The following is a 23,508-nucleotide window of genomic DNA, read 5'->3' on the forward strand; positions in this document are numbered from 1 at the left end:
CGAAGTCCGGGCCGCCCTGGCAGCGACCCGGCCCAAATTTTCATCGCATCAGGCAGCGATAAATTCGTTCCATTTACGAACCATGTGCTTGTTTTCATCCATAACGGAATTCCAGCACGCCACATGGCCCATACGTTCTTCGTAAGAACCGCCATCGCGCACGGCACCGGCCTTTTCCATAACCTTGCCTTCGGGGCTCATAATGTCGCCCTGCGCTTCCTTGCCTTCCATCCAGTATCCCCATTCATCATCGGACATGAATTTTTGGGCGGTTGCAGGGGCTGCACTGTAATAGCCCTGACGGTTAAGATACGCCCCAACCCAGCCCGACAGATACCAGTTGATATATTCATAGGCCGCTTCCAGCTCGAGGCCCGACAGGTGCTTGGCCAAGCCAATGCCGCCCCCCCATGCCCGATAACCTTCCTTAAGCGGCTGATATTTGCATTCGATGCCTTTGGACCGAACAGCGGCAATCGCGGGGGACCACATCGACTGGATCACAACTTCGCCCGACGCCATCAGATTGACCGACTCATCAAAGCTTTTCCAGAATGCGCGGAACTGCCCGGCCCGTTTGGCTTCGATCATCAGGGCAATGGTTTTATTGATTTCTTCCTGGGTCATATTGCCCTTGTCGCCATAGGTGATTTCACCCATTGCCTCGGAAACCATCGCCGCATCCATAATGCCAATCGCCGGAATATTCAGGATTGATGCCTTGCCTTTAAATTCCGGATTCAGCAATTCGGCCCAGCTATTGATCGGGCGCCCAATCAGATCGGGGCGAATACCCAGGGTATCTGCATTGTAAATCGTCGGAATCAGCGTCATCCACTGGGTCGGGGCGCTGGCAAAATCGGTGCTGTCCGGGCCTTCGACAAAGCCAACCTTGTGCGGGGCTGTGCCCTGGGCAATTTTGGAATCAGGCGTCAGCTTGCCGGTAATGAACAGCGGCGAGATTTTGTCGTAATTCTTGATCTTGGCAACGTCCATCGGCTGAAGCGTGCCGGCCGGGAAAACCTTTTTGCAAATCCAGTATTCAATATCGGCAATATCAAATGAATTGGGCTGGGTGACGGCGCGCTGGGCCACCGCATCGGAATCAAGGGCCGTCATTTGCAGGGTAAAGCCCAGATCTTCCTTCACCTTGTCGGCAACGGCATTGATGTTGGAAACCCCGGTGCCAAACTGGCGCAAGGTCACATTTTTAATGTTCTGCGCCCAAATGGTGGGGAAACCTGTAATGGCTCCCGAACCAATCGCAACACCGGCCGTGGCTGCAGCCCCTTTAAGGAAACCGCGACGGGTAACATCCTTGCCTGGAAGAATGGACTTCAATTTGCTTTTTTCGGTCGTCATGTGAAGCTCCTGATAAAACGATGTTTTTTTGATTTCAGGCCAGAACATGTGCGTGTTCGGGTTCCCAATAGGCGATAAACTTTTCCTTCCTGCGCACAGGCGCACGCCGAAATTCGCTTTCGGTCTTCATAAGGGTGATGTCCTTGCCATCCATCGTGGTGGCAACGATCCGCACCCAAAGCCCCAAATATTCCACTGTGGTGATTTCAACCGGAATCTGGCTTTGCCCTGCCCCGGCGGGAATTTCCTGCGCCAGACCAATCAGGTCGGTACGAATGGTAAATTCCAGGTCTTCGCCCGTCTTCGCATCCCCGTGAACCGGCAATACAAACTGGTCAGGGCCGCGCTCGATAATGGTGGTTGTGGCATCGGCCCGGGCGACCTTGCCTTTAAAAATGTTCTGCCCACCCATAAAATTGGCAATAAAGCGCGATTTGGGCCGGTTGAAAATTTCCTCCGGGCGACCCTTTTGGCGGATCACCCCGTCCTCCATCACCACCACCATGTCCGACAGGGCCAGGGCTTCGTCCTGGGCGTGAGTCACATGAACAAAGGTAATGCCCAAATCCTGTTGCAGGCGGCGCAATTCATCACGCATCCGGGCGCGCAAAAACGGGTCCAGCGCCGACAAAGGTTCATCAAGCAGCAAAACTTCGGGCTGGGTGATCAGGGCGCGAGCGAGCGCAATGCGCTGTTGCTGCCCACCCGAAAGCTGGTCGGGCTTGCGATCTGCAAATTTTTCCATATGGACACGGGCCAGCATTTCGGTCGCACGTTCGGCCCGCTCCGCCGGGGAGACACCCTGCATACGCAGGCCGAACGCAACATTTTCAGCACAGCTCATGTGCGGAAACAGCGCGTAGTTCTGAAACATCATTGCCGTGCCACGTTTAACCGGTGGCAATTCCGTAACGTTGCGCTGCCCGATCAGCAGATCCCCCTCGCTGATCGCCTCGTGACCGGCTATCATGCGAAGGGTTGTTGTCTTGCCGCAGCCCGATGGACCGATCAGACAGCAATAAGCGCCAGCCGGAATTTTGAGATCGATCGATTTGACTGCGATTGTACTGCCGTAATATTTACTGACAGCGATCAGCTCAATGGCCCCGTTACCCGTCATCCGCCCACCCGATACTGCATGCAAAATTGTCAACAATCTGTGTTTTGATTGTTAGCAAATGCTGTGCCACATCAAAAATAACGCGCAAAAGCGTCATTTCAGATCTTATAGGTTGAGGTTTTCGGGGCCACCTCGCGAATAAATGCTAATTTTATACGCAACGAATGAACAGTTTTTAGACAATCTTTATAATATGCATATTTTTTAGACTTATTTGACAATAAGCTGGCCGTTGGACAGTTTTTTGTTATGCAAATCGTCAACAATTTTGTAAAAACTAAAGATCACATCTTCTCGCCCCCCATCAGGAAAGACCCGCCCCATGGCCCACCCCGCCGAGCCCCAACGCTTCACTGGCAGCGGAAAATTACGGCCGGAAGAACAGATTTATCAGGAAATGCTGGGTGCCATCCTTGATCGCCGTTTGGAACCGGGCATGAAGCTGATTGAGGAAAACCTTGCAAAAACCTTTGGCGTCAGCCGGGCGCGTATTCGTGCCGCCTTTTTACAATTGGCCCACGATAAACTGATCAATCTGGTGCCCAATCGCGGCGCGTTTGTTTCCGAACCGACTATTGCCGAAGCCATCGAGGTTTTTTCCGCCCGCCGCATGATCGAAGATGGCGTGGTGCGTAAGGTGACAGCGCATATGAACGACGATCAGGCCGAACAAATCCGCGCTCACCTGCAAGCCGAACACAAAGCCCACCACGAGGGCGATCACCGTGCAGCCATCATTTTGTCCGGTGAATTTCACCTGTTACTGGCCCGCCTTGCCAATAATCTGGTGATCGAGGAATTTTTGGAACGGCTGATTTTGCGAAGCTCGTTGATCATTGCGATGTATGAAAGCCCGCAACCCGCCGATTGTTCGCATGATGACCATGATGAACTGTTGCGCGCCCTGACCGGTGGCGACGCCGACGAAGCCGCATCCTGCATGGCAAAGCATCTTGATAATATCCGTGACCGGCTTCAGCTTCAGCGCGAAAAACCCGGCAAAACCGATTTCGCCAGCATCTTTGGCCGCCATCCCAGCAGCAAGGCAGGTTAAAACGTTTTTGGGCCACTGCCCCCTTGCTTTGCATCAATCCGCCCCGGCAAAACAAAAAAGGGCCGGATGCCAAAGCACCCCGCCCCCTTACTTTTCGATCGCAAAGCCGACAGAAATAATATCGCCCGATCCTATCGGACCTTAGAAACCAACCGCACAACCATCCTTGCGCGGGTCGGACCCGGCAACATAGCCGGCATCGGTTTTGGCAATCAGCTGCGCCCCGCCAAAGCCGAAATTGGTTTGATCGGGCGTTTCGACCAAAACGTTATGGCCCTTGGCGCGCAAGGCTTTGATCGTTTCATCCCCCAAAACATGCTCGACCGCCACATCCAGCCCGGAAATGGCCTGCCAGCGCGGGGCATCGGCGGCAGTTTGCGGGTCTTGGCCCCAAAGTTGGGTGCGCAGCGTCATTTGCAAATGCCCCTGGGCCTGCATCGGCCCACCCATGACGCCAAAGCTCATGACCGGGTTGCCATCCTTGCCCATCAAAAAGGCCGGAATAATGGTTTGGAACGGGCGTTTTCCACCCGCAACCAGGTTAGGATGGCCGGGTTGCAACGAAAAGCCATGCCCCCGGTTTTGCAAGCTGATCGAGGTACCCGGCACCACAACGCCGGAGCCAAAACCCAGATAATTCGACTGAATAAACGACACCATCATGCCGTTTTCATCCGCCGCCGTGACATATACCGTCCCGCCATGTTCGGGCGCACCGGCCTTAAAATCCTGCGCGTGCGCCGGATCAATCAAGGCGGCCCGCGATGCCAGATATTTATCTGACAGCAAATGTTCCACCGTCACATCGCGCATATGGTCCAGATCGGCGACATAAGTGTGCAAATCGGCAAAGGCCAGTTTCATGGCCTCAATTTCCAGATGCAGCGCTTCGGGGTCATCCGGGCCATATTGGTCAATCTGGCAATGGCGCAAAATGCCCAAGGCCATCAGCGCCGAAATGCCCTGCCCGTTGGGTGGAATTTCATGCAGGGCGACATCGCCAAATTCCTGGCTGATGGTGCCACACCAATCCGCCTTGTGATTGGCAAGGTCTTCTTCATTCAGGGCAGCGCCATGCTGGCGTGCGAAATCGGCAATTTTTTTCGCCAATCGGCCTTTGTAAAAACTATCCCCACCCGTCTCGGCAATATCGCGCAGGCTTTCGGCCATCGCCGAGTTGACGAACAACTCGCCTGCTTTGGGGGTACGGCCCCCGGGCATAAAGGCTTCGGCAAAGCCGGGTTTGTCATGCAGAACTTTTGCGCCATTGGCCCAAAGCTGGGCAATGATGGGCGATACGGCAAAACCCCGGCTGGCATATTCGATGGCGGGTTCAAACAGTTTTTCAAACGGCAATTTGCCAAATTTATCCGATATCGCCCGCCACGCCGAAACCGCACCGGGCACCGTGACAGCCTCCCAGCCCCGTTGCGGCATTTTTTCCTGCCCGGCAAACCGTTCGGGCGACCACGCCGCCGGGGCACGGCCCGATGCATTCAAGCCATGAATTTCCGTGCCATCCCAAATAATGGCATAGGCATCCGACCCCAAACCATTGCCGGTTGGCTCTACCACCGGCAAGGCGATAGCGGCGGCCAGGGCCGCATCGGCGGCATTACCGCCCTGGGCCAGCATCCGCAAACCGGCCTGCGCTGCCAGTGGTTGCGATGTCGAAACAATATTACGCGCCATCACCGGTGACCGGCGCGAGGCATAAAGCCCTTCGGTGGTAAATTTCATGGGTTTAATTCCTCCTCGCGGCACTCAGACGAGCGCATCTTTGTTTCCATTGCCCTTTTTATGGGCTTTCCAGATCGACCGGATGCTCAAAATAACCGACAAAACCGCCGCTGCCAAAAACAGGGCAGAAATTGGCCGGGTAAAAAACACCGTCCAGTCGCCATCACTCATTAACGCACGGCGCAAATTGGTTTCGGCAATCGGGCCAAGAATGACGCCTAAAACCAACGGAGCCAGCGGATAATCCAGACATTTCAAAATGTAGCCCACCAACCCGATCGCGCCGAGCAGATAAAGATCGCCCATGCGGTTATTCAGGGCAAAAGCCCCGATCACGCAGCAGATCATCACGGTTGGCACAATGAACTGTTTGGGAATATCGGTAACCCGCAAAAACAGCCGCATCGAGGCCACACACACCACCAGCATCATAAAGCTGGCAACGGTGAGGGCGATAAACATGCCATAAACCAGATCGGCATGATCCAGAATCAGCCTGGGGCCGACACTAATGCCATGCACCATCAGGGATGCCATTAAAATGGCATCCACTGCCGATCCGGGAATGCCCAGCGAAATCAGCGGGATCAACCCGCCGCCTGCCGTGGCCGAATTACCTGCCTCGGAGGCCACAACCCCATCGGCAATTCCCTGGCCGAATTTTTCCGGCGTTTTGGAACTGCGTTTCGCCTGATCATAGGCCAGCAAATTGGCAATCGAGCCCCCGGCACCGGGCAACGCCCCAATTACAACCCCGACCAGCGATGACCGGATCAAATTAACCGGGCGCATCAAAACTTCGCGCATCACTTCCCAGGTTTTGAAATCAATGCTTTTGGGAATCAGCGCATGATTGACCTTTTTGCCGTGAATTTCGACCTCGTCCAGAAGCTGGCTGATGGCGAAAATGCCAATCAGCACCACCAGAAACGGCAGGCCCGGTGCCAGCAGATCCATATCAAAGGTCAGGCGCGGGCGGCCCATCATCGGGTCCGGCCCGATGGTGGCAAGACCCAGGCCAATCACCCCGGCAATCAGGCCGCGGATCAGCGAATTGCCCACCAGACTGGCAACAATGGTTAAGGCAAAAACGATCAGCGAAAAATATTCCCACGGGCCCAGGCGCACCGCCACAACCGCCAGCGGCGGGGCGGCAACAATCAGCACCAGTGTGGAAATAATGGTGCCGAAAAACGATGCCCACACCCCCAGCGACAAGGCGCGGCCCGGCTCGCCATTGCGTGCCATGGGAAAGGCATCAAAGGTGGTAGCAACCGAACTGGGGGTGCCGGGAATACCCAGCAAAGCCGCACTGATCAGGCCGCCGGTATAGCCCCCGACATAAACCGACAACATCACCGAAATGCCCTGAAGGGGTTCCATGGCAAAGGTCAGCGGCAAGGTCAGGATAATGGCCATCGTCACGGTAAAACCGGGGATCGCGGCGGCAACAATACCGGCGACCGACCCGATCAACATATAAATCAGGGTATCAAAGGCAAAAACCTGATGCGCGCCCTGAAAAAAAGCATCCAACATATGTCTGAACTTTCAGCAGTATGTGACGGCGCTGTATCGCTGCCTAAAAGGCAATCAGAACACCACGCGGCAGGAAAACATTGAAAACATCGGCAAACAGCATGTTCAGCCCGAACGAAAACACCAGGGCAGCGATAACAGACTGAATAACCGTTCGGCGCGTCACACCCGCGATCAGCAATTGTGCAATCAGCAAAAAGCCGAACGTCGCCAGCGAAAAGCCCAACGTGGACAACACGCCAAGGTAAACCACCAGCAACCCGTAAATCGCAAAGGAAATGCGCCGGATTTTAAGCCAGCGCCCAAAAGCATAAACCGCTTCGGGCATGCCGCCATTGCGGTGAATATCAATCACCGACTTGATCGCGGCAAACAGGCACAAGGCCGCCAGCACACTGAAAACCAGTTTGGGGAAAGACCCGGCCCCCAATGGCTCCCAGCGTGATGTCGGCAAGGATGATGCCCGCCAGGCGCAATAAACCGCAGCAACACCAAAAACAATATAGGAAACCAGCCGGGCCAGTTCATTTCGGGCCCGCGTGGCAGCAGATGCCACTGCATCTGCTGCCGCCGGTTTCGGGGTATCGGCCGTCATCCCTGCAACTTGCCGACCAGCTTGGTCACGTCAGCATCAAGTTTTTCGAGATAGGCTTTGTAATCTTCCTCGCCAATAAAGACATTGGCAGAACCGGCATTTTTCATTTTGGTTTTGATGTCATCAAGCGACATGGCTTTTTTCAAATCATCCGCCAGCTTGTCGACAATCGGCTGCGGTGTGCCCTTGGGCAGAACAACGCCGCGTGTCACCGCCATTTGCAAATCGTAGCCCTGTTCTTTCATCGTTGGCACATCGGGTTCTTCGGCGGTGCGTTCTTCTGTACCCACACCGGCAAAAATCAGATCGCCGTTTTTAACAAACTCGCTCGCCGATGAAACATCGCCAATGGCAATATCAATATTGCCGCCCACCAGGGCGCGAATACGTTCACCCGTGTCGCGGAACCCGACATAACTGAACTGAACGCCAAGGGCATCCTCGATCATGGCCATGTGCAAATGCGGCACCCCGCCCAGGGTCACACCGGCGCGCACCTTGCCCGGGTTGGCCTTGGCATAGGCTTTTAATTCTTCAAGATTTTTGAAATTGTCGTTTTTGGAAAGCGTCAGATATTGCGGTGAAGATGCTACCAGCGCGACCGGAATAAAGCTGTCCCAATCCAGATCGGTGATGCCGGTTTTATTTGCCGTTAACAACCCTTCGTGGATTTGCGAAATCGTATAGCCATCTGCCGGGCGCTTGGCAAATTCCTTCAGGCCTACCGTTCCGCCAACGCCGGGCATATTAATAATTGGCACCGGCTGACCGGTCACTTCCGACAGGCCAAGGCCAACAATACGCATCAGGGTGTCGCTACCGCCACCCGGGCCCCAAGGCACAATAAATTCAATCGGTTTATTCGGATAATCCTGCGCCATAACCGGTGTTACCGCCGCTGCGGCCAGCATCAATCCCGCCGCCATCGCAATTTTGCGAAGCATATCTCCAGCCTCCTGATAAGTGGTTCATCATTTCCTCAAACCATTTTAGTCATGGTTCGTTATATTTATGCCAATATTGTTTGCACCTTCATTGCTGCGGCGCAAGCACAAAAACACAAATTTGCCATAAATTGCCATTTTTAGCGCTCGCACGTGCAAAAATTCTAGCCAAAAACGGAAATTTGTGACTAGAACCATTAATTGATTAAATCAAAATTGGTTTGGATTGGTTTAAAATGATGGATCTGGGAAGCGGCGCGCATCTTTATCTTATCTGGGGCGGCGCCATGCTGTTTGCCGGTGTGGTTGGCGGCATTATGGCCGGGTTGCTTGGCGTTGGCGGCGGCATTGTCATTGTGCCGGTGCTGTATCATTTCCTCTCCGTGATGGGGGTGGATGAAAGCATGCGCATGCAAATTGCCGTGGCAACATCGCTGACCACCATCATTGCCACCGCCCTGTCATCGACACGCAGCCATTACAAAAAAGGGGCGGTTGATGTCGGGCTGCTTAAACGCTGGGGCCCTGCCATTGTTATTGGCGTTATTATTGGCACAGCCATTGGCGGCCATGTTGACGGGCGGGTCTTAACCGTTGTTTTTGCTGTGGTGGCGTTGCTGGTAGCTGCCAACATGATGCTGGCACGCGACAGATCAACCGATTCGCAAAAAAACCCGCCCAAATCGGTATGGGCTGCGCTGGGGGTTCTGGCGGGCGGTTTATCGGCGATGATGGGCATTGGCGGCGGCACCATTTGCGTACCGCTGCTTAGCTTTCTGGGCTATGACATTCGCAAAGCGGTTGGCACAGCATCGGCAATCGGATTGATCATTGCCCTGCCCGGCACCATTGGTTATGCCATGTCGGGCATTGGCATTGCGGGCAGACCGCCCTTTTCCGTGGGGTATGTCAATGTACTGGCAGCCGCCCTTCTGATACCCATGACCGTGCTTTTTGCGCCGGTTGGCGCGCGTATTGCCCACAGCATTCCCCAGCGGGCCTTACGCATCTGTTTCGGGCTTTTCTTGCTCGTTACGTCAATTCGTATGTTCCACGACCTGATTTTTTGATAGCTGATTGCACCGGAAACGTCAGTAGCAACAAGAAAAACACCTGCCATGAACGATATATCAACACAGGGGCTGGCCAAAACGCTGCGCAATGCCTTTAACCAGGGGCAATATGTAGAGAATGGCCGCGTCATTGCCGAACGCAGCTTGGCCGAAAAACTCGATGTGGGCCGCCGCGCCCTGCGCAAGGCGCTTGACGAACTTGAAGCCGACGGGCTGATCTGGCGCCGTCAGGGCCAGGGTACCTTTGTCGGCACCCCGCCTACCCCGCGTTTGCGCCGCCTTGAAGGGCTCGCCACCAAAACCAGCCCTTATGAAATTATGGAAGTTCGCCTGGAAATTGAACCGTCGATGGCGCGTTTTGCCGCCCTGCGCGCGTCACAAGCCGATATTGATGCCATGCGCATGATGGTTGAAAACGCGGCCAATGCCCAAAATCAGGCCGATTATGAAAAATGGGATTCGGCCTTTCATCAAAAACTGGCCGAAAGTGTGCGCAATACCCTGTTTTTAGCGGTATTTGAGGCCGTAAACGCCGTTAGACGCGATGCCGCATGGTCGCGGATGCGCGAAAGTACACATTCCGACCGTCTGATCACCAAATTGTCCGAACAGCACCGCGCCATCGTCAATGCGATCGAAATGCGTGACCCCAACCAGGCGGAAGAAGCCATGCGCGCTCACCTCTCACAAGTCGAACGCGCCCTGCACCAAAACTGATTACAAACAGGAACCGGTATTTAATCCCTTCGTGCCACCGCCCTGAAATATCGCTCCGCCCCCGCCAATCACCGGCCTACCCCACCCTTGCCGGGCGAACTCGCCATTCACGTCAGTCTTTCGCCCCCACCACACAGCAAAACACATGGATAACAGCACGCTGCCTCTGCCGTGCGGTTATGACCAACACATGTGTCGATTGGCAATGCAGTTAACACTGCAGCTCTCCGCCCGTGCGATCAGGTACACAGCACACAGCCCCCGGATTTAACCGCCCTGTACCGGCTTCGCACCCCGCACCGCGAAAACGCCCCTGCCAGACACCACCATCACCATGCCCCACCCATTGCACGCCGTTTGTTTGCAAGCCTTGCGCGCTTGTCCCGTCATGTCCTCTATTGGCAAGACCATCTACGATACCATTCGGTCGGCTTTCACAACCAGTCTGGCACCTGGAAAGTCCTCATCTTTCGCAACAGATTAAATTGCATAAAATATTCACTTACCCAAATGCGCGGGAACAAAGCCAATATGCATTTGTTATCATGATATATTTGTTTCGACACCTGTTGCCCGCCCGCGCGAATTGATGTCAACCGCATTACTTTTCATATGATGACTTTACAAGCCACGGTCTGAACCATACATTCCCGATCAACAAACACCCGTCCGGATCAGGCGCGCCGGATGACAAAGCCCTGCTTTGTATCGTACTATTGTATGAGTTTTATAAAGAAGGAGGTTTTTTGCAGTTCACACCGGCCCTTTCCCGTCACGGCAAAGGCCCGAATAGAACCATAAAACCTGCGTCAAACCTGTCGACGCTGCGCGCGCCACAATAACGGATGATCAAATCCAACCCACAGGAGAACCCGATGCTGAGCGGAAAAAACTATATTGCAGGCGAATGGCTGGACGGACCGGACGTCTTTCAGGCGGACAACCCCGCAACCGGCGAAAAGCTGCCGACCAAATTTCAGCAGGGCACTGAACAGCATGTCGATCAGGCTGCCCGTGCGGCCAATGAATGCGCTGAAGAATTTGCATCCATGTCGCCGTCCAAACGGGCTGGTTTCCTGCGCGCCTGCGCGGATGAAATTGATGCCCGCGGCGATGAGCTGACTGAAATGGGCAACCTCGAATCGGCCCTGCCGCCCGCACGTCTGCAAGGCGAACGTGGCCGTACCGTGGGTCAGCTGCGTTTCTTTGCCGACTGGATCGAAGAAGGTTCGTGGTTTGAAGCCCGCATCGAAACCGCCCAGCCCGACCGCGCCCCGCTGCCCAAACCCGACATCCGTTCGATGTTCAAGGCCCTTGGCCCAGTTGGCGTATTTGGCGCATCAAACTTCCCGCTGGCATTTTCGGTTGCCGGTGGTGATACCGCATCGGCGCTGGCCGCGGGTTGCCCGGTCGTGTTCAAGGCCCATGCGGCCCACCCTGGTACATCCGAAATCGTGGCACAGGCCATTGATGCTGCGATCAAAAAAACCGGCATGCCCAAGGGTGTGTTCAGCATGGTTCACGGTGGGGGCCGGGTTGTTGGTCAGTCGCTGGTCGCCCATCCCATGATCAAGGCTGTTGGCTTTACCGGTTCTACCGGTGGGGGTCGTGCCCTGTTTGATATTGCTGTTAGCCGCCCGGAACCGATCCCGTTTTACGGCGAACTGGGCAGCAACAACCCGGTTTACCTGATGCCCAACGCCATGAAGAAAAATGCCGCAGGCATTGCAAAGGCATGGGCCGGGTCGCTGACCATGGGTGTCGGCCAGTTCTGCACCAATCCGGGTCTTTTGCTGGCCCTTAAGGGCGACGATATTGATACATTCGTCACCACCGCCGTTGAAGAACTGGGCGGCGTTGCCAGCCAGGCCATGCTGACCGACCGGGTTTCAAGCGCCTATCACGACGTCAATGATGCGATGGCAAAACACCCGAAAGTCACCTGTGCGCTTAAACGCCGCGATGGTGACGGCCCGTTTGAAGGCAGCCCCGCTGTTTACCGCGTTTCTGCTGCCGACTGGGAAGCCAACCCGGAACTGGCCGAAGAAATGTTTGGCCCGGCCGGCATCATCATTGAATGCGACAGCACCGATCAGATTTTGGCCATTTCCGCCAAACTGCACGGTCAGTTAACCGCCACCATCCAGATGGACGATGCTGATGCCGAATTTGCAGGCAAGCTGCGCCCGCTTCTGGAAAAATGCGCTGGCCGTATTCTGGTCAATGGTTGGCCGACCGGCGTTGAAGTCTGCCATTCCATGGTCCACGGTGGCCCCTACCCGGCAAGCACCGACTCGCGTGCAACCTCGGTTGGGTCGCTGGCGATCAAACGCTTTGTCCGCCCGGTTGCCTATCAGGCCTTTGCCGATGCCTTGCTGCCCGATGCGCTGAAAGACGGCAATCCGCTGAACATTCCGCGTCTGGTCGATGGTAAATGGCAGATGCCGAAATAATCATCGGTCACCATATATCCCGATAAAATGACAAAGGCGCTGCATTCATTGCAGCGCCTTTTGTTTATCCCCGTGAACCTGCTGTCAGGCAAACCCGAATACATAATGGAGAGGATGAAGAAGGGGAGATGAAGCACCAATACCAATCCCCACAGCACACGGCTTTCCCTTAAGGACAAATACAGCATTCGCCGGATCTTAAAGCAAAAACGCGACCGGGTTAGGGCTGCCCGCTTCCACGCGGCATTCCGGCTTCATCTTCACTGCCGCGATGATACCGAAATGTACCGCTGGCCGAGGCAATAATGCTTCCTTGCTGGTCATAGGCCGCTGCGGTGGTAAAAATAATTTTACGTCCCCCACCCTGATATTGAGCCACGACAGAAACAGTCTCGCCCGCCCTTGCCTGCCCCATAAACTGGGTGGTCAGCGACAGGGTTAAACACCGGCGAATATTGCCTGGCACCGGGCAATAGCAACACGCATATCCCGATGCAGTATCAAGCAAGGTTGCCAAAACACCCCCGTGCAAAATTCCCGCACGGTTACAATGCTGCGCTGCAACCTTCAATGTGACGACGGCCTCGTTCATGCGCCATTCGACCAGCCGGTATCCCAGCATTTCCTGAAGACCACTGCCATGTTGCTGCTCGAAAGCAAGATTGTCATCGTCGTTGCTCAAAAGGCCCTCCTTTTCCAATATGTGCCATTTTTTCACATGATTGATGAATTTTTTACACATAATAACAATCAATAACGAGGTGTTCTTTGAAGTAAAAACATAAATAAAGCAGTTTGATTGTGCGGCGCAAAAACACAGAATTGATATTTTTCAATAACTTAACAGCTATCGTTCTCCAAACAAGAACGGGGACGCCGCAAACCGGTGATAGTGGGCAATGCTGGCTTTTGCTAACTTTCAACTCAAGGAAAACGACCCAAACTTCTTCTTAAAGGAGACTTCAAAATGGCTACTCTCGCATTTGACAGCGCCCCTGTTGCCCGCACCGAACCGGCTGCCGCAAAACCGAAATTTGGCTGGTTTGTAAACTTTCTTGAAGCCGTTCGCGTGGCCCAGATTCTGCAAAACAGCCCGGCCCGTGATCACACTGCCCTGATCAACGAATGGCGCAAAAACATGCTGGATGCGAAGAACTGATTGTTCTTCCCCCAACTTTGACGACGATCCGTAATAATCGCGCTTGACCGCTTCATTGCAGGCGACCTAAACGATTATATGCAAAAGTTTGATATCGTCACGATCAGGCTGTTCGTCGCCATTGTTAAGGCCGGCAGCATTAACGAAGCAGCCCGGCGCGAACATATCGCAACATCCGCCGTCAGTCGCCGCATTGGCGAACTTGAGGCCCTGTTGGGTGTGCGTTTGCTACGGCGTTTGCCGCGCGGTGTTGAACCCACGCCGGAAGGAACTATTTTCGCCCGTTATGGCGAAAAGCTTCTGGGCGACCTGCGCCATCTGTCAAACGAATTACGTGATTTCAATTACGGTGAAAAAGGCGAGATTTTTCTGGCCACTGTCACGTCAGGTATCCTGACGGGATTACCAACCTATCTGGCTGATTTCGGGGTTGATTTCCCCGGTATTACAGTTGATGTCAGCGAACTGACCAGCCGTGAATCGGTGGATGCAATCCGTGATGGCCGGGCTGATCTGGCCGTGGTTGCCGACAATGTTGGCCGGTATGACCTTGATTATCATGTGTTTTGCGACGACCCTATCTGGCTGGTAACGCCAAAAGGCCATCCTCTTATTCCTGATCCGCAAAATCCGCAGCCGGTTCATTTCGCCGACGCCATCAAATATCAGATCATTTCCCTGCATGAGGGCGGCGTTATTGATGACCTGATCAGCGAAGCGGCCAACAAACTTAACCATGAAATGCATCCGCATATCAAGGTAATGCGTTTTGGCTCACTGCGCCGTGTCATAGCCGCCGGACTTGGTATCGGTTTTTTACGCCGCTCCAGCGTTGAAGAACACCTCTCGCATATGAATATTTCCGGCACACCCATTGCCGATGACTGGGCAAAGCGCCAGTTGCTGATTGTGCATGAGGCAGAAAAAAACCTGTCGACCGCCACCCGCACCCTGCGCGATTATCTGCTGAAAAAATCCCACGCTGCCGCTTCCCCGGAATAAATTTCTTTCATCCGGGCTATGGTCGATCATCGCGTTAGGGATCCTGCACATCTGGCGCGCCTGACATGCCGAACATTCAGCCCGCCGGTACACTTTGCGACACAAATTTATCAGCCGTGGTAAAATTTGCCAGCACCACAGCATGGCGGGTTCTTTTTTGAGCCTGATCCAAAATCAATGGCGGCAATTCAGGCCATATTCCAATTGGCGATAAAACGACTGCTTCATCAGCTTCGGTCAATGCCATCATTTCAGGCACATCGGTACGGGCATGAACGCCCCCGCCTGCCAGCAATGGCAAAAACATGCTGTGCGGACGATCAGCCATCGATCTCCAGTCAGCAAGCGAGGGCTGACCCTCGACATTGGCAATTTTCACCGATAATTCAGGAACAACATTGGCAATGCGCTGGGCCTGCCAGATTTGCTCGTCACTGGGTTCTTTCAGGGATTTAAGGCCGTGTGGCACCAGAAACAGGGTTGTCTCGCCTGCTTGCCAGTTTCTGGCGGCAAGGGTTGTCGCCAAACAATCGGCCACCATCGGAATAAACCCGTGTAGCCCCGTTACCGGGGGTAACACCATCGCATGGCGCAGCCCCGCTTCGTTCAGAATGGCGGGCAATTCATCATTCACCAGATATCCGGCACTAAAAAACAACGGCACCACCACAAGCCGTGCGGTTTGCCCCGCTTGCATCATTTTTCCCAGCACCGACCTTAAGCCTGGGTCACTGCGCATATAGGCATGGGTAACAGGGCCGTTCCAGTGCGGGCGCAACTGGCGCGCCAGCACACCGGCCGGGTCGCCGTCGGCAACACTGGTGCCATGTGCAACAATCAATAACGTCGTTTTACCGCGATAGGGCATGGTTACCGGTCACTTTGCAGCCTGATAAAACAGAATAACGTTGCCAAACTACATTCGGGTACGAAGCGAAACGAAATTTCGATCAAAATTATATCCAGCTTTTTGAGCCTAAATAGTTTTTTTCGCTGAATTTGAATAATTTTAGTCCCGGCGGGAATAAATCAGCCGCCTGTGGTGTCTGACAGGATGAGACGCTTTTTAAGGCCCTGTCCACTTTGGCAAAACAGCCGCTTCATCCCTTCCTGTTCTGACGGCAACAAACGCAGCAGAACATCAGACAAAAGGACACCCACCATGTTTACAGTCAAAACCATCCTGGTCGCCACGACCCTGTGTATTGCCGGGGCGACCAGCGCCCTTGCCGCGCCGGTTAAATCCATGGATACCGACCTTGGCACCGTCCTGGCCGGAGAAAACGGCATGACCCTTTATACCTTCCAGAAAGACGGCAAGGATATGTCAAACTGCTATGACAAATGCGCTGCCAACTGGCCGCCATTCACGGCAACCGAAGGCGCGATGGCAGATGGCGCATATTCCATCATCACCCGTAAGGATGGCAGCAAGCAGTGGGCGCACGATGGCAAACCGCTTTATTTCTGGATCAAGGACAGCAAACCGGGTGACACGACCGGTAACGGTGTTTTGAATGTCTGGGATGTTGCGCGCCCCTGACGGCCAGGCCTCCCTGCTGCATAATGCCTTACCTCCGATCAATTTGATCAACCAGAGCATGACGGGCACAAAAAGGCACCCCGGATGAAAGAACCAGGCATTCTTGAACTGATCCCCAATTTGCGTCGCTATGCGCGTGCCCTTGTACGCAACAGCCACGACGCCGAGGATCTGTTGCAGGACTGCCTGGTTTCTGCCTATGGCAATGCGCAAAGCTGGCGCGGGATCAACCGCAAGGCATGGCTGATGAAGATCATGACCAATTTGAATTATAACCGGCTGCGCAAACAACGCAGTACACGCGCCCTGTTTGACGAGGACGGCGAAAATATCGTCGAAACCGTCGCCAGCCCACCCGCAGGCGACTTTGCCACACACGATAGCCTGCGCCGCGCTGTTGAATTACTTGATCCCGACCAGCGGGCTGTTCTAATGCTGGTGGCAATTGAAGGCTATAGCTATGGGGAGTGTGCCGATATTTTGCAAATTCCCCAGGGCACAGTGATGTCACGCCTGTCGCGCGCCCGCAAATTTTTGGCAACACATCTGTCCTTGCAAAATGGTGACGACCATACGACACCCCCCAATGTGATTGCGTTACGGAGACCAAAATGACCGGGCAGAACAACGAAGATATTGGGGAAGACGACCTTCACGCCTATGTTGATGGTCAATTATCGCCCGAACGCCACCGCGTGGTTGAAGCCTGGCTGGCACAGCACCCAAACGCAGCAGCCGAGGTCGCAGACTGGCAGGCGCAAAATCAGCTTTTGCAAACCATTTTCCAGCCCGCCGCCTCCCCTGATGATCAGGAAATTAACGCGCAGGCCCGCATAACAGCACAGACACAACAAAACGATTATTCCGGCCATGACCCGGCAGTTATGTACACCGACAACGCCAACACCGCCGAAAATGGCATGGATGGCGTCGATGGCACCGACAAACCCCACAATAATCACCTTTCAGACAATCATAACTCCCCAAACAGCACCACCGCCGGGCATGACGACCGAAATACGGTTTTGGACCTGGACGATGAGATTGACGATCCCGCTGATCGCGCCACATCCGCCCGAAACGCGCGACGGTTATCCCCGCACCGCGAACATTTAACGCAAAATTTGCGCGCGCCATCAGCCGGTGGCAAACGGCTGATCCCCCCGCCCCCGGGTCCTTACGAAGATGGCCCCAATCAACCATCGGGACGTCGCACACAATACCCGTTTCGGCAAATGGCGGCGGCACTGGTCGTTTTTATTGCAGGCGGAATTGGGGGGGCTGCGATTATGGAAGCCGCGATTCCGAAACAAGGCCAAAGTCCGGATTATGTTCAAACCCTGCCCGAAGCATCAAGTGCGGGATATGGCATCTATGCCAGCGAAGTGCGCCACCCGGTCGAGGTTTATGCCAACGAAAAAGACCATCTGGTTGGCTGGCTCGGCAAACGGCTGGGAATACATTTTACCGCCCCGGACCTGACATCGCAGGGATTTAACCTTGTCGGGGGGCGGCTGGTGCCCTTTGCCGGCAAACCCGGTGCATTGTTGATGTATGAGGACAATAGCGGCCAACGCCTGACCATGATGGTCGGTCACGATGCAGATAATCGATCCACCGGCTTTCGCTATCAGACATCGGGAAATATCGAGACATTCTACTGGATCGACGGAACCATCGGCTATGCGTTAAGCGGTGAAATCGGCAAAGCCCATCTCGAAGATGTGGCAATGGTGGTTTATCAACAGCTTGGCGCATGATTTGTACTGAAATGGAAACAGTTTGTGTTTATTTCAATTGATTGTGCTTAATTAAAAACAACGTAAGCTGGCTCCAACAAATGTCACCCTGACACAGGAGCCGACAATGATTAAAGTACGCACATCAGCAGAACGTGGCCGGGCCGATTTTGGCTGGCTTGATTCGCACCACAGCTTTTCGTTCGGTCATTATCATGACCAAAACCACATGGGCTGGGGTCCGTTACGGGTTATCAACGAAGACAGGGTTACAGCCGGTGCCGGCTTTGACCCCCACCCCCACCGCGACATGGAAATTATTTCCTATGTCATCGAAGGGGCCCTTGAACATAAAGACAGCATTGGCAACGGCTCGGTTATTCGTCCCGGACGCCTGCAACGCATGAGTGCGGGCACAGGCATTCGCCACAGCGAATATAACGGCTCAAAAACCGAACCGGTTCATTTCCTGCAAATCTGGATCATCCCTGAAAAACAGGGAATTGAACCAGGTTACGAGGAAAAGGACATTGCCGCCCCGTCAAACAGTTTGCAGTTGATTGGCAGTCCTACAGGTCGGGATGGGTCGATCACCATCCATCAGGATGTGGATTTGTATGCCGCCCATTTAACCGCAGACAGCAAGGTTGACCATCCGTTGCGCGCAGGCCGCCTGGCCTGGTTGCAAGTAGTAAAGGGCACCCTGACCCTGGGTAACACCGAATTGAATGCCGGTGATGGTGCTGCCATTTCCGACGAAAACCTTCTGAAAATACACGCACAAACCGATATCGAGGCCCTGTTGTTTGACATGGTTGCCTGACTGACGGTTTACCGCTTTTCCCAATTTGCATCGCACGATGCCACCTGAATTTACGGAGAATTCCAATGAACACGTCCCTCAACCCGTCTGGCGCCCGCCCCATTATCCCTGCCCTTGCCAATGTCTGGGCAGCCCTTGAACCCCTGTCATGGCTGATCGTTCGGGTGACCACCGGCATTCTTCTCATGCCGCATGGTGCCGGCAAGCTGTTTGGCCTGTTTGGCGGTTATGGTCTTGAAGGAACCGGTGGCTATTTTGACAGCATCGGCTTCCACCCGGGCTATCTTTTTGCCTTGCTGGTGGGTTCGCTTGAATTTTTCGGCGGTGCCCTTCTGGTTCTGGGCCTTTTGACCCGCCCGGTAGCAGCAGCCGTTGTCGTCTTCATGACCGTGGCGTTTTTCATTCACCTGCCCAACGGTTACGCCTGGACCGATGCCGGTTTTGAAATGCCCGTTCTGTGGGGCATGATGGCCCTTTCCATCCTTATTCGGGGTGGCGGCAAAATTTCGCTGGATCGCAAACTGGGTTTTGAATTCTAAAATTCTGTTTTGCGCACCCTGCTGCGCCATCGCACGCCATGACACGGGATACCCTTATGGGTATCCCGTTTTTTGTTGTTTTTCATACGGTTAACATCCATCCCCAAATGGGGATATAGCGCACAGTGAAAACTCCCTATGGTTGCAGCCAGCAAGACACCGGATAGAAAAGTGATAGCAATGCGCAAAGATCAAACAGCCCTGCATTCAAAGTCAGTCACGGCACAAAATGCTTGCCATCCCTCTTTGATGGCAACATCCCAAATCATTATAAACGGTGCCAATTTGCCGCAATACCGGGATGTGCAATCGGCTTCACAGACGTTGCAGCACGATCTGTTGCAATCTTTCATTGCATGGAACATTGAAACACACCGCACATCGCGTCACACCCTGTTTTCAAACTGGCTTGGCAGTGTTTCTGCATCTGATTAAACACCGCAAAAATCCGGTAAGGCGAAAGCCGCATCCTTTTCTCAATCAATTCCATCGTATTGTGCGACTTGGCTCCACAAATGCGCCGTACAAGGGACAGCTTCATGTCAGACGCACCGTCAATCATATTTGTCGATGACGATCCCAACGTTCTAAGCGGCCTGCGCCGCCGGGTGCGGACAAAGCGCCCAAACTGGCGTTTGCAGTTTTGCGACAATGGGGAAGAAGTGTTGAACCTTCTGCAATCGCGTCACAGTGTTGATGTGATTGTTTCCGACATGCGCATGCCGGTGATGGATGGTGCGGAACTGTTTCGCAAGGTTTCAAGGCTTTACCCGGAAATTGGCCGCATCCTGTTATCTGGCTATGCCGACGAACACGCCAATCTTCTGGGCACATCTGCAACCCATCACTTTTTGATGAAACCATGCGATGATCAATCGATCATTAACGCAATCGAACGGGCGCTTATTTTGCGGTCCTATTTGCGTGACCCGTATTTGCTGGGTGTGATGTCCTGTTTGCCGGGTCATTATTTGTGGCCCACCGCATTTCGCAACCTGCAAACCACCCTGTATCACGAAGGCCCGGTATCGGAAGAAAACCTGTCGCATTATGCAATGGACCACAGCGACTGCGTTTCCTTTATCCGGCATTATGCCCGCCGGGAAGGGTTGATTGCCGCAAACAGCACGGCAACCCTGCATCATCTTTTTGAGATTTTGGGTATTGAAAGCGTCAAGGCGCTGGCCTTGCTATTTGAAATTTATGGCAATGGCGACGGCGAAACCGCAGAAAATGACCCCGAATTGATCCGCGCCCTGATCATGGCAGAAATTGCCGCCCGGCTGGGCCGTCATGAAAACAGCGAGTTTGAAAACATCGATGCCAGCCGGGCTGCGTCCCTTCTGGCCCATGTTGGCAGCAAACTGATTGAAACCGTTTTGCCCAATCAAAGCATGACGGCCCGCCACATCGCCGACAAAAACCAGTGCGACATCATTTCTGCCGAAATTGATGTGATGGGCATCAGTCATGCCGGGCTGTCCGCCTGTATGGCCGCTCTCTGGAGCTTCAAGCACGAAATTATCGAGGATATTGCCTTTCATCACCGTCCCGAATCGGCCCCGACCGGCCGGTCATCAACCCTGGCCATGGTCTACGCTGCACAGCATTTCTCGCGCGAATATGGCCGGTCCGGACGGCTGGTAAGGGAAAAATATCCCCTTTCCGAACGCTACCTTGCAACAGTTGGCATTGGCGACAAATGGACATCCTGGTCCAACATTGCCCGCGATACCGTTCGATTTCACGAGGCCCAATAAGACCGGAACGCGTTGATCGAAACCGGTCAACGCCCCGCAACCGGCGGCAAGGTTTGCGAAAACCCTTGCCCAAAGCAGCATAAATCACGTGCTGTGATGACGTTATGACTTTCATCATGTGAATTCCCTGGCACATGATAGAAAACCCCGGTTTCCCCTGCCAAAAGCAGAACAGGGAAACCGGGGTTTTCATTTCAATGGCCATCAACATCGCTTAAAAATCATACCCTTCGGCGATATCGATACGGACCGGAAGGCTGGCGCGTCACACCTTTGCCCGTTTTACTTCACACCTGGCACAACCGTCTCGCCGCGCCAGACCTTGACAGGTTAGCTACAGCAAAAACACCCCTCATAGGTGGGGCAAATATCAGGCATTCTCTTGCAAACGTTCGGTCGATACCGGCAGAAAAATAACAAATTCAGCTTCGCCAACCAGCCCTTCCGTCAGGATCAGATCACCGCCAAAATCATCCTGAATCAGCTTGCGACAAATCGGCAGGCCCTGCCCGGTGCCCACACCATGTTCCTTGGTGGTAAAGAAATAATCGAAAATCCGGTTGCGTAGTTCATCTGGCACACCGCCGCCATTATCGCGAACCCGGATTTCAATGGTATCGGCAACCAGATTAACCACCACCAGCACCCGGCCATTTTTAACGCCGTTGCTTTTAATCGCCTGTCCGGCATTCACAATCAGATTGATAAGCGCCTGTGACAAATGGTTACGCCGCCCAATGACCTCGGTTACATCCGAATGATAGCTGTAATCAAGCTGGGCCACATGTTTGATCTGGTTGCGCGTCAGGGTAATGGCCGTTTCTATTTCATCGGGAACAGAAACCAGTTCGATGGACTCATTGGTCGGATGGGCAAATTTGCGAATACCGCGCACAATTCCGGCAATGCGCTCCAATCCTTCCAGGCTTTCACGCAACGCCAAAGGAACTTCTTCAGCCATAAACTCCACCCGGTCACGCTCGATTTCCAGGTTGGCAGGTCCATCCTCGCGATAGCGGATCGCCCCGGTCAGTTCGGTAAAACTGTCGGACAAAAATTCCAGGTTATTGTGAATATACTGTGCTGGCGTGTTAATTTCATGGGCAACCCCGCCGGCCAATGTGCCCAATGCGTGCATTTTGGCGTATTCGGCGGCTTCCTCGACAACATGTTGTTGTTGGCGTGCCACCTGTGCATCCATATCGGCACGCAAAACCCGCTGCCGGTTATGAAGCAAAAACACCAAAAGCCCGATCATCACGACCAGGCCAAAAATAAACAGATAGGAAAGTTCCTCGATATCGTTTTTAACCCCGGCAATATTGCTGGAATTATAAACCGATACATAGTTGGTCGTCAGAACCGCAGCATCCTGAATTTGTTCTGCCATTCCCCCCAGTTGCGTGTCGATCAGGGCCACAATCCGGGCTTCGGGCAAACCTTCGGCAATATGCTGGTCAATATTTTTAATGATGGTGGTAAGTTCTGCCAGCAATTTGATCGCTTCGGGAATTTCGTGCAACGTGGCAAAACCGCTGCCGTCGCGGACAATCGATACCCGGCTAACAAACAAATCATAATCAAACAGAATATCGTCGTAGGTTAACGACCCGTCTTTTTTGTCGTCGGAATATTTAAGGATATCGCGATCCAGAACCAGATACTGCTTTTGTATCTGAAACATTGCCCAGGCAAAATTCTCGCGATAGGCAAACCGTTCGTCTTCAAGTTTGCGAACAATCGCCATCGAATAAAAATAATAGACAACGACAAACAGGGTCAAAACCAGAATGGCGACCCCGTTCGTGAGAAAAGACTTTTTCTTGCTATTAAGGTTGGGCATTAATCGATTTCACCTGCCACACAGCATAAGACCAGTATTGATCTGTCTGGAAAGACGGGTGGCTGTCAAACGGGAAAATGACCCAATATGGTCCCTTGTCGCGAACAGACATGGTTTTACCATCAAGTTGATAAGCCAAAATCGCCCCGTTTTCGGTCAATTCAGTGACCGGAACTGTCACGCTATAATCATTCAATGCCGAAACACGCACGTCTCCCTCAGCAATGCCATATTTGCCCAGCAAATCGGCAAAGGAAACACCGGTGAAAACACGTTTTCCGACAGTCCAGGGGGTGTTGGTTGTCACCTTGCTTGCCGGCAAGTTTAACAGATCATCATAGGATAGAACTGTTTTACTGCCATCAGCGGTCACAACCGTTAATTCATTGCGGGCCTGCGCCGAACTGACCGGCAGCAACATGGCAGCAAATGCCACCGCAAATACCACCCTGGTGAAAATTTTTAACATTGAATATTCCCCTTCACGGAAACAGTTTCTCTGG

23 protein-coding genes are annotated in these 23,508 nt (G+C 53.6%); 13 read left to right on the forward strand and 10 right to left on the reverse strand.

The window, feature by feature from the left end; genetic code table 11:
- Nucleotides 1-48: 48 nt before the first annotated feature.
- Together THS27_RS09285 and THS27_RS09290 are read right to left on the reverse strand one after the other, a co-directional pair.
- Complete coding sequence (locus tag THS27_RS09285; protein ID WP_085590169.1) at nucleotides 49-1,362, reverse strand: PotD/PotF family extracellular solute-binding protein; 1,314 nt, start codon at nucleotides 1,360-1,362, stop codon at nucleotides 49-51.
- A gap of 34 nt (nucleotides 1,363-1,396) precedes the next feature.
- A complete protein-coding gene (locus THS27_RS09290) occupies nucleotides 1,397-2,482 on the reverse strand; it encodes an ABC transporter ATP-binding protein (RefSeq protein WP_085590090.1) in 1,086 nt (361 codons plus the stop codon).
- 322 nt (nucleotides 2,483-2,804) lie between these two features.
- On the opposite strand from THS27_RS09290, the gene THS27_RS09295 reads away from it, so the two are divergent.
- On the forward strand, nucleotides 2,805-3,536 hold the full coding sequence (locus THS27_RS09295; RefSeq protein ID WP_085590092.1) for a GntR family transcriptional regulator: 732 nt from the start codon (nucleotides 2,805-2,807) through the stop codon (nucleotides 3,534-3,536).
- Nucleotides 3,537-3,677: 141 nt separating this feature from the next.
- Here the strand turns inward: THS27_RS09295 and THS27_RS09300 are convergent, their stop codons facing one another.
- Genes THS27_RS09300 through THS27_RS09315 form a run of 4 tightly spaced genes read right to left on the reverse strand, consistent with a single transcriptional unit; the run spans nucleotide 3,678 to nucleotide 8,354 of the window.
- Nucleotides 3,678-5,276: a gamma-glutamyltransferase family protein gene (locus THS27_RS09300; protein ID WP_085590094.1), complete on the reverse strand. Its 1,599-nt coding sequence runs from the start codon at nucleotides 5,274-5,276 to the stop codon at nucleotides 3,678-3,680.
- Between the two features lie 24 nt (nucleotides 5,277-5,300).
- Nucleotides 5,301-6,815, reverse strand: a complete 1,515-nt coding sequence (locus tag THS27_RS09305) for a tripartite tricarboxylate transporter permease (protein ID WP_085590096.1) — start codon at nucleotides 6,813-6,815, stop codon at nucleotides 5,301-5,303.
- Between the two features lie 43 nt (nucleotides 6,816-6,858).
- The gene (locus THS27_RS09310; RefSeq protein WP_085590098.1) at nucleotides 6,859-7,410 is read right to left on the reverse strand and encodes a tripartite tricarboxylate transporter TctB family protein; all 552 of its coding nucleotides are present in this window, start codon (nucleotides 7,408-7,410) and stop codon (nucleotides 6,859-6,861) included.
- Nucleotides 7,407-8,354 carry a tripartite tricarboxylate transporter substrate binding protein gene (locus THS27_RS09315; RefSeq protein WP_085590100.1) on the reverse strand — a complete coding sequence of 316 codons (948 nt, stop codon included), beginning with the start codon at nucleotides 8,352-8,354 and terminating at the stop codon, nucleotides 7,407-7,409. The genes THS27_RS09310 and THS27_RS09315 overlap by 4 nt, the downstream gene beginning before the upstream one ends.
- A 236-nt stretch (nucleotides 8,355-8,590) precedes the next feature.
- On the opposite strand from THS27_RS09315, the gene THS27_RS09320 reads away from it, so the two are divergent.
- From THS27_RS09320 to THS27_RS09330, 3 genes are all read left to right on the forward strand, one after another.
- Complete coding sequence (locus THS27_RS09320; protein ID WP_085590102.1) at nucleotides 8,591-9,424, forward strand: sulfite exporter TauE/SafE family protein; 834 nt, start codon at nucleotides 8,591-8,593, stop codon at nucleotides 9,422-9,424.
- A 48-nt stretch (nucleotides 9,425-9,472) separates the two neighbouring features.
- A complete protein-coding gene (locus tag THS27_RS09325; protein ID WP_085590104.1) occupies nucleotides 9,473-10,144 on the forward strand; it encodes a FadR/GntR family transcriptional regulator in 672 nt (223 codons plus the stop codon).
- Nucleotides 10,145-11,019: 875 nt separating this feature from the next.
- The gene (locus THS27_RS09330; RefSeq protein WP_085590106.1) at nucleotides 11,020-12,597 is read left to right on the forward strand and encodes an aldehyde dehydrogenase (NADP(+)); all 1,578 of its coding nucleotides are present in this window, start codon (nucleotides 11,020-11,022) and stop codon (nucleotides 12,595-12,597) included.
- A 220-nt stretch (nucleotides 12,598-12,817) separates the two neighbouring features.
- Here the strand turns inward: THS27_RS09330 and THS27_RS09335 are convergent, their stop codons facing one another.
- Entirely contained in the window at nucleotides 12,818-13,279 is a 462-nt protein-coding gene (locus THS27_RS09335) for a PaaI family thioesterase (RefSeq protein WP_085590171.1), read from the reverse strand.
- Between the two features lie 285 nt (nucleotides 13,280-13,564).
- Here THS27_RS09335 and THS27_RS09340 point away from each other — a divergent pair, with 285 nt between their 5' ends.
- Nucleotides 13,565-13,756, forward strand: a complete 192-nt coding sequence (locus THS27_RS09340) for a hypothetical protein (protein ID WP_085590108.1) — start codon at nucleotides 13,565-13,567, stop codon at nucleotides 13,754-13,756.
- 78 nt (nucleotides 13,757-13,834) lie between these two features.
- Nucleotides 13,835-14,758, forward strand: a complete 924-nt coding sequence (locus THS27_RS09345; RefSeq protein WP_085590110.1) for a LysR family transcriptional regulator — start codon at nucleotides 13,835-13,837, stop codon at nucleotides 14,756-14,758.
- 76 nt (nucleotides 14,759-14,834) lie between these two features.
- Here the strand turns inward: THS27_RS09345 and THS27_RS09350 are convergent, their stop codons facing one another.
- A complete protein-coding gene (locus tag THS27_RS09350) occupies nucleotides 14,835-15,626 on the reverse strand; it encodes a sirohydrochlorin chelatase (protein ID WP_085590112.1) in 792 nt (263 codons plus the stop codon).
- Between the two features lie 294 nt (nucleotides 15,627-15,920).
- Between THS27_RS09350 and THS27_RS09355 the strand changes: the two genes are divergently transcribed.
- From THS27_RS09355 to THS27_RS09385, 7 genes are all read left to right on the forward strand, one after another.
- The gene (locus THS27_RS09355) at nucleotides 15,921-16,301 is read left to right on the forward strand and encodes a hypothetical protein (RefSeq protein ID WP_085590114.1); all 381 of its coding nucleotides are present in this window, start codon (nucleotides 15,921-15,923) and stop codon (nucleotides 16,299-16,301) included.
- 84 nt (nucleotides 16,302-16,385) lie between these two features.
- Complete coding sequence (locus THS27_RS09360) at nucleotides 16,386-16,916, forward strand: RNA polymerase sigma factor (protein WP_085590116.1); 531 nt, start codon at nucleotides 16,386-16,388, stop codon at nucleotides 16,914-16,916.
- Nucleotides 16,913-18,061 carry an anti-sigma factor gene (locus THS27_RS09365; RefSeq protein ID WP_085590118.1) on the forward strand — a complete coding sequence of 383 codons (1,149 nt, stop codon included), beginning with the start codon at nucleotides 16,913-16,915 and terminating at the stop codon, nucleotides 18,059-18,061. The genes THS27_RS09360 and THS27_RS09365 overlap by 4 nt, the downstream gene beginning before the upstream one ends.
- 106 nt (nucleotides 18,062-18,167) lie before the next feature.
- A complete protein-coding gene (locus tag THS27_RS09370; protein ID WP_085590120.1) occupies nucleotides 18,168-18,863 on the forward strand; it encodes a pirin family protein in 696 nt (231 codons plus the stop codon).
- Between the two features lie 65 nt (nucleotides 18,864-18,928).
- Complete coding sequence (locus tag THS27_RS09375; RefSeq protein WP_085590122.1) at nucleotides 18,929-19,402, forward strand: DoxX family protein; 474 nt, start codon at nucleotides 18,929-18,931, stop codon at nucleotides 19,400-19,402.
- 180 nt (nucleotides 19,403-19,582) lie between these two features.
- A complete protein-coding gene (locus THS27_RS09380) occupies nucleotides 19,583-19,837 on the forward strand; it encodes a hypothetical protein (RefSeq protein WP_085590124.1) in 255 nt (84 codons plus the stop codon).
- A 104-nt stretch (nucleotides 19,838-19,941) separates the two neighbouring features.
- Nucleotides 19,942-21,162, forward strand: a complete 1,221-nt coding sequence (locus tag THS27_RS09385; RefSeq protein WP_168184861.1) for a response regulator — start codon at nucleotides 19,942-19,944, stop codon at nucleotides 21,160-21,162.
- A 370-nt stretch (nucleotides 21,163-21,532) separates the two neighbouring features.
- Here the strand turns inward: THS27_RS09385 and THS27_RS09390 are convergent, their stop codons facing one another.
- Nucleotides 21,533-23,005 (reverse strand): sensor histidine kinase, encoded by a 1,473-nt coding sequence (locus tag THS27_RS09390; protein WP_085590128.1) that lies wholly within the window; start codon nucleotides 23,003-23,005, stop codon nucleotides 21,533-21,535.
- The gene (locus tag THS27_RS09395) at nucleotides 22,992-23,474 is read right to left on the reverse strand and encodes a molybdopterin-dependent oxidoreductase (RefSeq protein WP_085590130.1); all 483 of its coding nucleotides are present in this window, start codon (nucleotides 23,472-23,474) and stop codon (nucleotides 22,992-22,994) included. The genes THS27_RS09390 and THS27_RS09395 overlap by 14 nt, the downstream gene beginning before the upstream one ends.
- Between the last annotated feature and the right edge of the window lie 34 nt (nucleotides 23,475-23,508).

It is taken from the genome of Thalassospira sp. MCCC 1A01428 (genome assembly GCF_002115825.1).
Classification (GTDB): Bacteria; Pseudomonadota; Alphaproteobacteria; order Rhodospirillales; family Thalassospiraceae; genus Thalassospira.